The organism is Streptomyces sp. SA15 (assembly GCF_002291145.1).
Lineage (GTDB): Bacteria > Actinomycetota > Actinomycetes > Streptomycetales > Streptomycetaceae > Streptomyces.
On sequence record NZ_NTGE01000124.1, the window covers coordinates 1 to 14,652 of the forward strand.

General features: G+C 69.8%; 12 protein-coding genes. 9 read left to right on the forward strand and 3 right to left on the reverse strand.

What is annotated here, in order from left to right; translation table 11 throughout:
* Nucleotides 1-148: PHP domain-containing protein (locus CLM62_RS53180; RefSeq protein ID WP_373559196.1), on the reverse strand; the 148-nt coding region annotated here is incomplete at its 3' end.
* A 161-nt stretch (nucleotides 149-309) separates the two neighbouring features.
* Between CLM62_RS53180 and CLM62_RS28830 the strand changes: the two genes are divergently transcribed.
* Nucleotides 310-1,251, forward strand: a complete 942-nt coding sequence (locus tag CLM62_RS28830; protein ID WP_095752840.1) for a LysR family transcriptional regulator — start codon at nucleotides 310-312, stop codon at nucleotides 1,249-1,251.
* A 1-nt stretch (nucleotide 1,252) separates the two neighbouring features.
* On the opposite strand, the gene CLM62_RS28835 is transcribed toward CLM62_RS28830, so the two are convergent.
* On the reverse strand, nucleotides 1,253-2,158 hold the full coding sequence (locus CLM62_RS28835; protein WP_095752841.1) for an AraC family transcriptional regulator: 906 nt from the start codon (nucleotides 2,156-2,158) through the stop codon (nucleotides 1,253-1,255).
* A gap of 146 nt (nucleotides 2,159-2,304) precedes the next feature.
* Between CLM62_RS28835 and tkt the strand changes: the two genes are divergently transcribed.
* The 8 genes from tkt to CLM62_RS28875 are packed head-to-tail and all read left to right on the forward strand — an operon-like array spanning nucleotide 2,305 to nucleotide 12,770.
* Nucleotides 2,305-4,380 carry a transketolase gene (gene tkt, locus CLM62_RS28840; protein ID WP_095752842.1) on the forward strand — a complete coding sequence of 692 codons (2,076 nt, stop codon included), beginning with the start codon at nucleotides 2,305-2,307 and terminating at the stop codon, nucleotides 4,378-4,380.
* Nucleotides 4,381-4,399: 19 nt separating this feature from the next.
* Nucleotides 4,400-5,545, forward strand: a complete 1,146-nt coding sequence (gene tal / locus CLM62_RS28845; RefSeq protein WP_095752877.1) for a transaldolase — start codon at nucleotides 4,400-4,402, stop codon at nucleotides 5,543-5,545.
* Complete coding sequence (zwf, locus tag CLM62_RS28850) at nucleotides 5,542-7,188, forward strand: glucose-6-phosphate dehydrogenase (protein ID WP_257004144.1); 1,647 nt, start codon at nucleotides 5,542-5,544, stop codon at nucleotides 7,186-7,188. The genes tal and zwf overlap by 4 nt, the downstream gene beginning before the upstream one ends.
* Nucleotides 7,185-8,120, forward strand: a complete 936-nt coding sequence (opcA, locus tag CLM62_RS28855; RefSeq protein ID WP_095752843.1) for a glucose-6-phosphate dehydrogenase assembly protein OpcA — start codon at nucleotides 7,185-7,187, stop codon at nucleotides 8,118-8,120. Before zwf ends, opcA begins: the two co-directional genes overlap by 4 nt.
* Nucleotides 8,113-9,765: a glucose-6-phosphate isomerase gene (gene pgi, locus CLM62_RS28860; RefSeq protein ID WP_095752844.1), complete on the forward strand. Its 1,653-nt coding sequence runs from the start codon at nucleotides 8,113-8,115 to the stop codon at nucleotides 9,763-9,765. The genes opcA and pgi overlap by 8 nt, the downstream gene beginning before the upstream one ends.
* Nucleotides 9,766-9,771: 6 nt before the next feature.
* Complete coding sequence (gene gnd / locus CLM62_RS28865) at nucleotides 9,772-10,653, forward strand: phosphogluconate dehydrogenase (NAD(+)-dependent, decarboxylating) (protein WP_095752845.1); 882 nt, start codon at nucleotides 9,772-9,774, stop codon at nucleotides 10,651-10,653.
* A gap of 7 nt (nucleotides 10,654-10,660) precedes the next feature.
* Nucleotides 10,661-11,248 carry a histidine phosphatase family protein gene (locus CLM62_RS28870; protein WP_095752846.1) on the forward strand — a complete coding sequence of 196 codons (588 nt, stop codon included), beginning with the start codon at nucleotides 10,661-10,663 and terminating at the stop codon, nucleotides 11,246-11,248.
* A gap of 58 nt (nucleotides 11,249-11,306) precedes the next feature.
* Nucleotides 11,307-12,770, forward strand: a complete 1,464-nt coding sequence (locus CLM62_RS28875) for a membrane-associated oxidoreductase (protein WP_095752847.1) — start codon at nucleotides 11,307-11,309, stop codon at nucleotides 12,768-12,770.
* Here CLM62_RS28875 and CLM62_RS28880 read toward each other — a convergent pair.
* Entirely contained in the window at nucleotides 12,757-14,619 is a 1,863-nt protein-coding gene (locus tag CLM62_RS28880) for a bifunctional sugar phosphate isomerase/epimerase/4-hydroxyphenylpyruvate dioxygenase family protein (RefSeq protein ID WP_095752848.1), read from the reverse strand. The genes CLM62_RS28875 and CLM62_RS28880 overlap by 14 nt on opposite strands.
* Between the last annotated feature and the right edge of the window lie 33 nt (nucleotides 14,620-14,652).

Genomic DNA, 14,652 nt, shown 5'->3' on the forward strand with positions numbered 1-14,652 from the left:
ACGCCCCGTGGAGGTTGCCGTGGTCGGACATCGCGATGTGGGTCATGCCCATCTCGTTGCACGCGTTGAACATGTCCTTCAGCCGCGCGGCACCGTCCAGCAGCGAGTACTGGGTGTGGACGTGCAGATGCGTGAATGGTTCGGGCACTCCTGCTCCTGGGTCGGTTCGGGAATCAGATGTGCACGTGCCGTTCGCGCGCAGCGACACGTCGTCGAGGCCGTCATCCAAACCCGCCGCCCAAGGCGGTTTCAAACAACGGGAGTACACCGCCGTACAACCATCGGTTGTCGACTGCTAGCGTCTGAGCGATGAACCTGGAGTCGGTGCGCGCCTTCATCGCGGTGGCGGAGGAAGGGCAGTTCCGGCACGCGGCGAGTCGGCTCGGCCTCACCCAGCAGGCGGTGTCCAAGCGGGTCGCGGCGCTCGAGTCCTTCCTGAGTGTCGCTCTCTTCCGACGCGTTCCCACCGGTGCGGTACTGACCTCGCACGGGGAGTCGTTCCTCCCGCACGCGCGCGCCGTCCTGATGGCCGTACGGGCGGCCGTCGCGTCGGTGCGGACCGCCAGGGAGCCGCTCCGGGTCGACGTGCTGCGCAGTCATCTCGCGTCGGCTCAGATGCTGAGGGACTTCCATCTCGCACACGGGGAGATCCCGCTGGAGACCCTGACCCTTGCCAACGCCGCCGCGGCCCTCCGAGCGCTCCTGGACGACGAGATCGACGCGGCGTTCGCGTACCTGCGCGCCCCTGTCCAGGAGCGCGAGCCCCTTCTGCGCAGTTCCCTCGTACGCCTGGAGGCACTGCAGGTCGTCATCGGCGACGAACACCCCCTGGCCGGTGCCGCATATGTCCGGCCGGAAGAGCTGAGCCCGTACACCGCGTGGGTGCCGGGAATCGTCAAGGACAGCGAATGGGGGGATTATTACCGCGCGTTCGGTGAGGAGTTCTCCGTCGCCATCGACCCGAGCGGGCCCAACTTCGGAACGGGACCGCTTCTGGAGGCGATCAGTCCGTCCAGTTCGTTGATCACGTTCGTGGGAGAGGGGACCCGTCTGTCGTGGGCGGGCGAGCGGAAACTGCACCGGATTCCGATGGTCTCCCCGACGCCCGTCTACCCGTGGTCCGTGGTCTGGCACGCGCGGAACGAGCACCCCGCGCTGCCGGAGCTCCTGGCGCATGTGCGCGCCGGCTTCCGCCCGGCTTCCGAAGCGACCGTCTGGACACCCCACCCACAGGGGGCCCGGACGGAGTAGCTCAGCGCAACTCCGCCCGAAACGCCGCCGGCGTCATCTCCGTGTGCAGGTGGAAGAATTTGGAGAAGTTCGCGGCGTCAGGGAAGCCGACCGCCGCGCCGATGCGGCCGATGGGCATGTCCGTGTGAGCCAATAGCCGCTTGGCCTCCAGGACGACGCGTTTGTCGATGAAGCCCTTGGGGGTCTCGCCGGTTGCGGCGCGGACCGCGCGGACGAGGGTGCGGCGGGAGTAGCCGAGGGCGTCGGCGTAGGCGCTGACGCTGTGGTTGGCGGCGAAGCCCTTCTCGACCGCGTCCCGGAAGAGGGTGAAGGTGGTGTCCGACTGACGCCGGGCCGCCTCCGCGGAGCTTGCCGCCAGGTGGGCGAGGCGCAGCAGGAACGCCGTGAGCGAGTGGCGCAGGACCGACGTGTGCAGGCTGAGCGGGAGGGTCGTCGTGTCCTCGTACTCGCGTTGGAGTTGGGCCAGGGCGGAGGTCAGCGCCGCCAACTGCGGCTCGTCGGGGTGCAGCAGGGGCGGCAGGTCGTAGCGGTAGAGGCCGGTGGCTTCGACGGTGGCGCGGGGCAGGAAGCCCGGTTGCATGGTCAGTACGGTTCCGCGGTACTCGCTCGTCCGCGAGAAGCGGTGGACCTGCCCCGGGCGGATCCACAGCAGGTCGCCGGCCGTCGCCTCGTACCCGGCGAAGTCGATCATGTGGCGTACGGGGCCGTCGTCGAAGAGCATCACGACGTGGAAGTCGATGCGGTGGACGCGTTCCAGCGGCGCGTCGGCGTGCCAGGTGCGGCCGGTGCCCATCGGGCCGACCTGCATTCCGACGCCGCCGACGCTCAGTTCGACCGGGAAGGGGAACGTTCTGATCCCGTCCACTCCGCCGTCACCGTCTCCGCCTTGGATGGTTCTGTCCGCCATGTCCTTCTCGCGTCGCCTCGACCAAGCCGTCCGTGTCCCACTTTCACCACAGGCTGACACACCGCGACCTTCCCCCGTAAAAGTCAGACTTTTAAGTTTGAACGCGTCAGACCAGCTACTTCGCTCCCATCGAGGATTTGTTGAAGATGAGCACGCAGACACCGGACAGCTTCGAATGGACCGAACTCGACCGGCGTGCCGTCGACACCGCCCGCCTTTTGGCGGCCGATGCCGTCCAGCGGGTGGGCAACGGCCACCCCGGCACCGCGATGAGCCTGGCCCCGGCGGCGTACACGATCTTTCAGAAGGTGATGCGTCACGATCCGGCCGACCCCGAGTGGACGGGTCGTGACCGCTTCGTGCTGTCCCCCGGGCACACCTCGCTCACCCTCTACACGCAGCTGTACCTCGCCGGGTACGAGCTGGAGCTCGACGACCTGAAGGCCTTCAGGACCCACGGTTCGAAGACGCCCGGCCACCCCGAGTACGGGCACACGGCCGGCGTCGAGACGACGACCGGGCCGCTCGGACAGGGCGTAGCCAACGCCGTCGGCATGGCGATGGCCGCCCGCTACGAGGGCGGCCTGTTCGACCCGGACGCCTCCGAGGGCGAGTCCCCCTTCGACCACACCATCTGGGCGATCGTCTCCGACGGGGATCTGGAGGAGGGCATCTCCGCCGAGGCTTCCTCGCTGGCCGGCCACCAGAAGCTGGGCAACCTCGTCTTCCTCTACGACGACAACCACATCTCCATCGAGGGCGACACCGCTACGGCCTTCTCCGAGGACGTACTGGGGCGGTACGAGGCATACGGCTGGCACGTGCAGCGCGTCGAGCCCGCCGCCGACGGCGACATCGACGTCCACGCTCTGCATACGGCACTCAAGGCCGCGCAGGCCGAGACCGCGCGGCCCTCGATCATCGCGATGCGCACGATCATCGCCTGGCCGGCCCCGAACGCCCAGAACACCGAGGCCGCGCACGGCTCGGCGCTGGGTGAGGACGAGGTCGCGGCCACCAAGCGCGCCCTCGGCTTCGACCCGGAGAAGACGTTCGAGGTCGCCGACGAGGTCCTCGCCCACACCCGCCGGGCCCTCGACCGGGGCGCCGAGGCGCACGCCGCCTGGGACAAGCGGATCGACAAGTGGCGCGGCGACCGGCCCGAGCGCGCCAAGCTGTTCGACCGGGTGGTCGCCGGTCAGCTGCCCGAGGGCTGGGAGGACACCCTGCCGGTCTTCGAGGAGGGCAAGTCCGTCGCGACCCGCGCCGCGTCCGGCAAGGTGCTCCAGGCGCTGGGTGCGGTCATCCCGGAGCTGTGGGGCGGCTCGGCCGACCTGGCCGGCTCCAACAACACCACGATCGACAAGACGTCGTCGTTCCTGCCGGCGGACAACCCGCTGCCCGAGGCCGACCCCTACGGCCGGACGATCCACTTCGGCATCCGCGAGCACTCCATGGCCGCGGAGATGAACGGCATCGCCCTGCACGGCAACACCCGGATCTACGGCGGCACCTTCCTCGTCTTCTCCGACTACATGCGCAACGCCGTACGGCTGTCCGCGCTGATGCAGCTGCCGGTGACGTACGTGTGGACGCACGACTCCATCGGCCTGGGCGAGGACGGCCCCACCCACCAGCCCGTCGAGCACCTGGCCTCCCTGCGCGCCATCCCCGGTCTGAACATCGTCCGTCCCGCCGACGCCAACGAGACCGCCGTCGCCTGGGCGGAGATCCTCAAGCGGCACGCCACCGCCCCGGCCCCGCACGGCCTCGCGCTCACCCGTCAGGGCGTGCCGACGTACGCGCCGAACGCGGATGCCGCCAAGGGCGGTTACGTCCTGAAGGAGGCGTCCACCGGGACCCCGGACGTCGTTCTCATCGCCACCGGCTCCGAGGTCCAGCTCGCCGTGGCCGCGCGGGAGCGGCTGGAGGCCGAGGGGGTCGGCACGCGGGTGGTGTCGATGCCGTCCGTGGAGTGGTTCGAGGAGCAGCCGCGGGAGTACCGCGAGAGGGTCCTGCCGCCGTCGGTGAAGGCCCGCGTTGCCGTCGAGGCGGGAGTCGGTCTGACGTGGTACCGGTTCGTGGGTGACGCAGGACGCATCGTCTCCCTCGAGCACTTCGGCGCCTCCGCCGACGCGAAGACCCTGTTCGCCGAGTACGGCTTCACCGCCGAGAACGTCGCCGCCGCAGCCAGGGAATCGCTGGCCACCGTCCGTGGTTGATCCGATCGCCAGAAAGAAGATGATCACAGTGACCGAAGCAACCGCGACCGCGGGAGCGCTCAAGCGCCTGTCCGACGAGGGCGTCTCCGTCTGGCTGGACGACCTGTCGCGCAGCCGTATCGAGTCAGGCAATCTCGCCGGACTCGTCGAGACCAAGCACGTGGTCGGCGTCACCACCAACCCGTCCATCTTCCAGGCCGCCATCGGCTCCGGCGAGGGGTACGAGGAGCAGCTCACCGACCTCGCCGCGCGGGGCGTGACGGTGGATGAGGCCGTCCGTATGCTGACGACCGCCGACGTGCGTGCAGCCGCCGATATCCTGCATCCTGTATATGAAGCGACCGGCGGTCGGGACGGCCGGGTCTCCATCGAGGTCGACCCGCGTCTCGCCCACAACACGGCGGCGACGATCGCCGAGGCCAAGCAGCTCGCCTGGCTGGTAGACCGCCCGAACGTGATGATCAAGATCCCGGCGACGAAGGCCGGCCTCCCGGCGATCGCCGAGGTCATCGGCCTCGGCATCAGCGTCAATGTCACGCTGATCTTCTCCCTGGAGCGCTACCGCGAGGTCATGGACGCCTACCTCGTCGGCCTGGAGAAGGCGAACGCCAAGGGTCTGGACCTGGGCGAGATCCACTCGGTGGCCTCGTTCTTCGTCTCCCGCGTCGACTCCGAGATCGACAAGCGGCTGACGGTCGTAGGGACGGCGGAAGCGCTTTCCCTCAAGGGCCGAGCCGCGCTCGCCAACGCGCGGCTCGCCTACGAGGCGTACGAGGAGGTCTTCGCCGGTGAGCGGTGGACAGCCCTCGCCGGGGCCAAGGCCAACAAGCAGCGTCCGCTGTGGGCATCGACCGGTGTGAAGGATCCCGCATACAAGGACACGCTGTATGTAGACGATCTGGTCGCGCCGGGGACGGTCAACACGATGCCGGAGGCCACGCTGAACGCCACCGCCGACCACGGCCAGATCATCGGGAACACCGTCACCGGCGGCTACGCGCAGGCCCGCGCCGACCTCGCGGCCGTCGAGCGGCTCGGGATCTCGTACGACGAGGTCGTGCGGCAACTGGAGGACGAGGGCGTCGCCAAGTTCCAGGTGGCCTGGCAGGACCTGCTGGACGCGGTGACGAAGTCCCTGAACAGCAAGGGGGTCGACGCGGAATGAGCACAGAGCTTCCCGACACGACAGCCGAGGAAACCACGACAACCGAGAGCACCACGACAACCGGGAACACCACGACGCGGCCGGCCGAGCAGGAGGTGACCGTCCCGGTCCTCCCGGCCGCAGACTGGTCCAACCCCCTGCGCGACGCCCGCGACCGCCGGCTCCCCCGGATCGCCGGCCCGTCCGGTCTCGTCATCTTCGGCGTCACCGGCGACCTGTCCCGCAAGAAGCTGATGCCGGCCGTCTACGACCTCGCCAACCGCGGTCTGCTGCCGCCGGGCTTCTCGCTCGTCGGGTTCGCCCGCCGGGACTGGGAGGACCAGGACTTCGCACAGGTCGTGCACGACGCGGTCCGCGAGCACGCGCGCACGCCGTTCCGCGAGGAGGTCTGGCAACAGCTCGTCGAGGGCATGCGGTTCATCCCCGGAGACTTCGACGACGACACGGCGTTCAAGCAACTACGCTCCGCCGTCGAGGAGTTGGACGCCTCCCGCGGCACCAGCGGCAACTACGCCTTCTACCTCTCCGTACCGCCGAAGTTCTTCCCGAAGGTGGTCCGGCAGCTGAAGAAGCACGGGCTGGCCAAGGCACCCGGGGGATCCTGGCGGCGCGCGGTCATCGAGAAGCCGTTCGGGCGCGATCTGAGGAGCGCGCGTGAGCTGAACACGATCGTGCACGACGTCTTCGAGCCGGACCAGGTCTTCCGCATCGACCACTATCTCGGCAAGGAGACCGTCCAGAACATCCTGGCGCTGCGCTTCGCCAACCAGATGTACGAGCCGATCTGGAACCGGTCGTACGTCGACCACGTACAGATCACGATGGCCGAGGACATCGGTATCGGCGGCCGCGCCGGCTACTACGACGGCATCGGTGCCGCCCGTGACGTCATCCAGAACCACCTCCTGCAGCTGATGGCGCTGACCGCCATGGAGGAGCCGGCCGCCTTCGACGCCGAGTCGCTGCTCATGGAGAAGCTGAAGGTGCTGCGCGCGGTGAAGCTGCCGGAGGACATCGGCGCACACACGGTGCGCGGGCAGTACGCGCCCGCCTGGCAGGGCGGCGAGCAGGTGCGCGGCTACCTGGAGGAGGACGGCATCGACCCGGCCTCCACCACCGACACGTACGCCGCCATCAAGCTGAACGTCGACAACCGGCGCTGGGCCGGGGTCCCCTTCTACCTGCGGACGGGCAAGCGCCTGGGCCGCCGCGTCACCGAGATCGCGGTCGTCTTCCAGCGGGCGCCGCACTCCCCCTTCGACTCCACGGCCACCGAGGAGCTGGGCCAGAACGCGATCGTCATCCGCGTCCAGCCCGACGAGGGCATGACGGTCCGGTTCGGTTCGAAGGTGCCGGGCACGTCGATGGAGATCCGGGACGTGACGATGGACTTCGCGTACGGCGAGTCCTTCACGGAGTCCAGTCCGGAGGCGTACGAGCGCCTGATCCTGGACGTTCTCCTCGGGGACGCCAACCTGTTCCCCCGTCACCAGGAAGTGGAAGAGTCCTGGAAGATCCTCGACCCGATCGAGGAGCACTGGGCGACGCACGGCCGGCCGGCGCAGTACGCGTCGGGCAGCTGGGGACCCGGGGAAGCCGACGAGATGCTCGCACGAGACGGACGGAGCTGGCGCAGGCCATGAAGATCGACCTGAGCGACACCACGGCAAGCAAGATCAACAAGGCGTTGGTGCAGGGTCGCCGCGCCATCGGTACCCCCGCCGTGGGCATGGTCCTGACGATGGTGATCGTCACGGACGAGGAGAACGCCTACGACGCGATCAAGGCGGCCGAGGAGGCCTCGCACGAGCACCCCTCGCGCACCCTGGTCGTCATCAAGCGGCACGCCCGCACCCCGCGCGACCGCACCAACTCCCACCTCGACGCCGAGGTGCGGGTGGGCGCCGACGCGGGCACCGGCGAGACGGTCATCCTCAGGACGTACGGCGAGGTGTCCGACCACGCCGACTCCGTCGTCCTGCCGCTGCTGCTGCCCGACGCCCCGGTCGTGGTGTGGTGGCCGGTGGACGCGCCGGAGAACCCGGCGAAGGACCCGCTGGGCGCGCTGGCCCAGCGCCGGATCACCGACCTGTACGCCGTGGAGAACCCCCTCGCGGTGCTGGAGACCCGGGTGCGCTCCTACGCGCCCGGCGACACCGACCTCGCCTGGACCCGGCTCACCCCGTGGCGTTCGATGCTGGCCGCGGCCCTGGACCAGGCCCGGGTGAGGGTGATCTCGGCGGCGGTGGAGGCCGAGGAGGAGAACCCGGCCGCCGAGCTGCTGGCCCGCTGGCTTCAGGCCCGCCTCGGCGTCAGTGTCGACCGGGTCGTCACCGCGGGGCCGGTCGTCACGGCCGTACGGCTGGGCACCGAGAACGGCGAGATCCTCATCGACCGTCCCGAGGGCCCGCTGGCCACGCTGTCCCTGCCGGGCCAGCCCTCGCGCACCCTCGCGCTGAAGGTCCGCTCCACCTCCGAACTCATCGCCGAGGAGCTCAGGCGCCTCGACGCGGACGAGATGTACGCCGTCGCGCTGCGCGGCGAGCCCACCAAGGAGATCCCCTCTCATGTCTGACTCCGTTTCCGGCTCCCCCAAGCTGACCCGGCGGCCCGAGTGGGTCGCCCTGGAGGATCACCGCGCCCAGTGGCACGCGCATCTGCGGGAGCTGTTCGCGGCGGACCCCGGGCGCGCGGAGCGGTACGTGGTGCGCGTCGGCGACCTGCGCATCGACTACTCCAAGAACCTCGTCACCGACGAGACGCTCGCCCTGCTCCAGGAACTGGCCACCGCCACCGACGTGTTCGGGCTGCGCGACGCCATGTTCGGCGGCGAGAAGATCAACACCACCGAGGGTCGCGCCGTACTGCACACCGCGCTGCGCGCCCCCTCGAACGCGGTGATCGAAGTCGACGGTGAGAACGTCGTCCCCAAGGTCCACGCGGTCCTCGACAAGATGGCCGACTTCGCGAACCGGGTCCGCTCCGGCGAGTGGACCGGCCACACCGGCAAGCGGATCAGGAACGTCGTCAACATCGGCATCGGCGGCTCCGACCTGGGCCCGGCGATGGCGTACGAGGCGCTGCGGGCATACACCGCACGGGAGTTGACGTTCCGGTTCGTGTCCAACGTCGACGGCGCCGACCTGCACGAGGCCATCCGGGACCTGGACCCCGCGGAGACCCTGTTCATCGTCGCGTCCAAGACCTTCACCACCATCGAGACGATCACCAACGCGACCTCGGCCCGCTCCTGGCTGCTCGCCGGCCTCGGCGGCGAGGAGAAGGCGGTCGCCCGGCACTTCGTGGCCTTGTCGACGAACGCGGAGAAGGTCACCGGGTTCGGCATCGACCCGGACAACATGTTCGAGTTCTGGGACTGGGTCGGCGGCCGTTACTCCTTCGACTCCGCGATCGGCCTGTCCCTGATGATCGCCATCGGCCCGGACCGCTTCCTGGAGATGCTCGACGGCTTCCGCATCGTCGACGAGCACTTCCAGAACGCGTCCGCCGAGGACAACGCCCCGCTGATCCTGGGCCTGTTGGGCATCTGGTACGGCAACTTCTTCGACGCCCAGTCGCACGCGGTGCTGCCGTACAGCCATTACCTGTCGAAGTTCACGGCCTACCTCCAGCAGCTGGACATGGAGTCCAACGGCAAGTCCGTGGACCGTGACGGACGCCCCGTTCAGTGGCAGACCGGGCCCGTGGTGTGGGGCACACCCGGCACCAACGGGCAGCACGCCTACTACCAGTTGATCCACCAGGGCACCAAGCTCATCCCTGGCGACCTGATCGGTTTCGCCCGCCCCGTCGAGGAGCTGGGCGACGAACTCAAGGCGCAGCACGACCTGTTGATGGCCAACCTCTTCGCGCAGGGGCAGGCACTCGCCTTCGGCAAGACCGCCGACGAGGTGCGCGCGGAGGGCGTGCCCGAGGAGCAGGTGCCGCACCGCACCTTCAAGGGCAACCACCCGACGACCACGATCCTGGCGAAGGAACTCACCCCGTCGGTCCTCGGCCAGCTCATCGCGCTCTACGAGCACAAGGTGTTCGTCCAGGGCGCCGTCTGGAACATCGACTCCTTCGACCAGTGGGGCGTGGAGCTCGGCAAGGTCCTCGCCAAGCGGGTCGAGCCCGCGCTGACCGAGGGTGCCGACGTGCCCGGCCTCGACCCGTCCACCGCCGCCCTCGTGGCTGCGTACCGCGCTCTTGGGAAGTGAATTGACATGCAGTTGGGACTCATCGGCCTCGGCAAGATGGGCGGCAACATGCGCGAGCGGATCCGCCGCGCCGGCCACACCGTCATCGGCTACGACCGCAACCCCGAGCTCTCCGACGTCGCCAGCCTGGCCGAGCTGGTCGACAAACTCGAAGCCCCCCGCACGATCTGGGTGATGGTCCCGGCCGGCGCCCCGACCCAGTCCGTCGTCGACGAGCTCGGCGGCCTGCTGTCGCCCGGCGACACGGTCGTCGACGGCGGCAACTCCCGCTGGACCGACGACGAGAAGCACGCCGAGGAGCTCGGCACCAAGGGCATCGGCTTCGTCGACGCGGGCGTCTCCGGCGGCGTGTGGGGCCTGCAGAACGGCTACGCCCTGATGGTCGGCGGCGACAAGGAACACGTCGACCGGCTCCAGCCGATCTTCGAGGCGCTCAAGCCGGAGGGGCCGTACGGCTACGTCCACGCCGGCAAGGTCGGCGCCGGGCACTTCTCCAAGATGGTCCACAACGGCATCGAGTACGCCATGATGCAGGCCTACGCCGAGGGCTGGGAGCTCCTGGAGAAGGTCCACTCGGTGACGGACGTGCGCGAGGTCTTCCGGTCCTGGCAGGAGGGGACGGTCATCCGCTCCTGGCTCCTCGACCTGGCCGTGAACGCCCTCGACGAGGACGAGCACCTTCAGAAGCTGCGCGGGTACGCGGAGGACTCCGGCGAGGGACGCTGGACCGTCGAGGCGGCCATCGACAACGCGGTGCCGCTGCCGGCCATCACCGCCTCCCTCTTCGCGCGGTTCGCGTCCCGCCAGGACGACTCACCGCAGATGAAGATGGTCGCGGCGCTGCGCAACCAGTTCGGCGGGCACGCCGTCGAGTCGGCGAAGGAGTAGGCGCGCCGTGGGGGATCTCCTGCTGGTCCGCCACGGCGAGACGGAGTGGAGCGCGTCGGGACAGCACACCAGCTGGACCGACCTGCCCCTCACCCAGCGCGGCGAGGAACAGGCCAAGTCCCTCGTCCCGCTCCTCGCCCACCGGACCTTCGCCCTCGCGCTGACCAGCCCGCTGGGCCGCGCGATACGCACCGCCGAACTGGCGGGCCTGACCGGGGTCGTGACCGACCCCGACCTGCACGAGTGGGACTACGGCGCCTACGAGGGCGTCACCACCGTCGACATCCACCGCACGCGCCCCGACTGGTACCTGTGGACCGACGGTGTGCCGCCCGGCCCGGACGGACACCCCGGCGAGTCGCCCGAGCAGGTGGGGCTGCGTGCCGACCGGGTGCTGACCCGGGTGGAGGCGGCGCTGCCCGACGGGGACGTGATCCTCGTGGCCCACGGTCACTTCCTGCGGGTGCTGACGGCCCGTCGGCTGGGGCTGGCGCCGGCCGACGGTCGACTGTTCCAGCTCGGGACGGGAACAGTCAGTCGACTGTCTACAGAACACGGTCGCCCGGTGATCGTGGAGTGGAACAGCCGGACGTGACTCATCATGGCCGGGGGCGAGTTGACAGCCCCCGGCCACCGCGTCAGAGTCCCCGCTGATGGAGATCAACGAGCTGACGCCGGCCGAGGCGCGGGTGTGGCGGGCCTTTACCTGCGGGGAAGCTGTGGACTTCCGTACCGCCGCGGACGAGGACTCCGCAGCGGGGGCGGACTGGGGACCTGAACGGACACTGCGCGCCTCGGTGCTGAGGTCGCTGCTGGTCAGCGCACCGCAGGAGGACGGGGAGATCGCCGCCCTCAGGGTCATGGGCGCCCGGATCACCGGCGCGCTCGACCTCACCCACGCCGTCGTCGACGCTCCGGTCCGCCTGGCCCACTGCCATTTCACCGACCCACCCGATCTGTACGGCATCCAGCTGCGCAGACTCAGCCTGCGCGGCTCCGTGCTCCCGGCCCTGGACCTCGGCAGCGCGCGGGTCGACGGCGTGGTGCGGCTGTCGGACTGCCGGGTCCGCGGGCGGATCCAGCTCAGCGGCGCCCAGATATCCGGTGCCCTGTTCCTGGACCGCACGGAACTCACCGCGCGGGACGGCTCGCAACCCGTGCTCAAGCTCAACCAGGCGTTGATCGAGGACGACCTGCGGGCGAAGGAGCTGCGCGCCCACGGCGAGATACGGCTCAACGGCGCCACCGTCAACGGATCGGTCGATCTCAGACAAGCGCACCTCACCCACCCGGGCCAGATCGCCCTCGACGCACAGACGCTCACCGTGAACGGCGACGTCATGCTGCGGAACACCCACGTACGCGGCTGGATCGGCCTGCGCGGCGCCCGCATCACCGGCCGCCTCGACCTGTCGTACGCACGCCTGTCGAATCCCGGGGACGCCGCGCTGCGCGCAACCAGCTGCACCATCGGGGAACTCTGGCTGCGCAAGGGACCCCCACCGGACGGCTTCCTCAATCTGCGCCGCGCCCAGATCGACGTGCTGTTCCTGGAACCGGAGATGGTGCCGGACCGGATGCTGCTCAACAGCCTCGTCTACACCTCCCTCACCCCGCACGAGCCCGCCGAGCGCCGCCTGCCCATGGTGGAGTGCGACGGCGACGGCTATGTCCCGCACGCGTACGAGCAGTTGACCTCCGCCTACCGACGCATCGGCGACGACGACGCCGCCCGGCTCGTCCAGCTGGCCAAGCAGCGCCGCCACCGCGGCACGCTGCCCTGGTACGGCCGTGTGTGGGGCCACGTCCAGGACGCCACCGTCGGCTACGGGTTCCGTCCACTGCGGGCGGGCGGCTGGCTGCTGTCCCTGCTCGCCGTCGGCTCGGTCGTGTACGGCCTGCACCATCCACCACCGCTCAAGGCGTCCGAGGCCCCGCACTTCAACCCGGTGTTCTACACCCTCGACCTGCTGCTGCCGGTTATCTCCTTCGGCCAGGAGGGGGCCTTCGCCCCGCGCGGCGGGTACCAGACGCTGTCCTACGCCCTCGTCATCGCCGGCTGGATCCTGGCCACGACGGTCTTCGCCGGCGTGACCCGGACCGTCAGCCGCCAGTGAGCCGCTTCACCGCGTGCTGGGCCGCGAGGCGTACGGGGGCGTTCTGGGCGCCGTAGCCGCGGTAGTCGCCGTCGCGCTGGACGAGCTCGAAGAAGACGCGGCCGACGGTGCGGGTGTAGCAGTGGCGGAACTCGCCGTGCGCGTCCCGGTCGTAGAGGATGCCGAGTTCGCGGTACGTCGCCAGCTCGCCGTCGGCGAACTCGTACCGGGCCGCCAGGTCGTCGTAGTAGTTCGCGGGGATCGGCAGCAGGCGGCCGCCGGCCGCGACGAAGCGGCGGGCCGCGGCGACCACGTCGTCGGTGGCCAGCGCGATGTGCTGGGCGTGGACGGTGTCGTCGGTCGGTGCCGGGCCGACGGTGAGGGCGATGCGCACGCTGCCGTCGGCGTTGGTGACGGCACGGCTGCGCAGCAGGCCGTAGGGGTCGGCGACGTCCACGCTCTCCTGGGCGTCGAGGCCGAGCACGCTGCGGTGGAAGAGGGCGGCCTCGTCGAAGTGGTGCCAGGGCTGAGTGAGCGCGAGGTGGTCGATGCGGACCGGCTCCGCGGCGACGGGCAGGTGCTCTGCGTTCTTTACGTCCTCGTCCTTTACGTGCCCATCCTTTAGGTTCCCATCCTTCACGTCCTCGAAGTCCGCCCGCCAGTTTGGGAGTTCGGGGCGGTCTGTGGCGCAGAAGAACAGTTCCGTGCCGTCGGGCGCCGCCACGGCGTCCAGCGGGGCGTCCTGCGGGGCGTCCTGCGGGGCGCGGCGGCGTGGCAGGACGGGAGCCAGCATCGCCTCGGCGCGGCGGGCGGCGGCCCTCGGGTCCGGTGACTCCAGCCCGATCGCGGCGAGCCCGGTGCCGTCACGGCGTACGGCCGTCCCGGTGTTGACCAGGACACGGGCCTCGCCCCACTGCCACAGGTCGACCGGTTTGCCGCGGTGCCGTGCCGTGCGGGCGAAGCCCAGCGCGCCGAGGACCGCCGAGACGGGCTCCGCGTCGGGCGTGACCAGTTCGGCGAAGGCGATGCCCGTGGGGACCACCGGTGCGGGCGGCGCGGCCACGCCCACCGCCTCCTGGAGGACGAGGAGGGAGCGCCGGGCGTCGACGGCCGTGGGACCGGCTTCGGCCTGGCGGAAGACGTCGTTGAAGATCTCCAGGGACAGCGGACCACCGTATCCGGTATGCAATACGCTGCGTACAAGATCCGCTATATCGAATCCGCCCTGGCCCGGGAAGCAGCGGTAGTGCCGGCTCCACTGCAGAACGTCCATCGCGAGCAGCGGGGCGTCGGCCAGCTGGAGGAAGAAGATCTTCTCGCCGGGGATGTCCTCGATGCCCTTGGGATCGGAACCCCGGGAGAGGATGTGGAAGCTGTCGAGACAGGTGCCGAGCGCCGGATGACCGGCCGTCTCGACGATGTGCCAGGCGTGGTCGTAGGTACTGACGTGCCGGCCCCAGGCGAGCGCCTCGTACGCGACACGGATGCCGAAGTCCTGCGCCAGGTCCGCGAGTCGGCTCAGCTGCTCGGCGGCCAGCGCGTCGTCGTCCACGGCGAGCGGGGAGACGCTGGAGCAGACCAGGACGGTATCCACGCCGAGCCTGCGCATCAGCTCGAACTTGTGCCGGGCGCGGCGCAGATTGCGGGCGAACTCCTCTCCCGGCACCCCCTCGATGTCGCGCATCGGCTGGTAGAGGTCGATGGTGAGGCCGAGGTCGGCGCAGCGGGCGCGGATCCCCTCGGGGCCGAGGGGGCTGGCGAGCAGGTCGTTCTCGAAGATCTCGACGCCGTCGAAGCCGGCCCGGGAGGCGGCCGTGAGCTTCTCGGTGAGGGATCCGCTGAGGGAGACGGTGGCGATGGACGTACGCACGTCGGTACCTCGGTTTCTCTTCAGGTCCCTTGC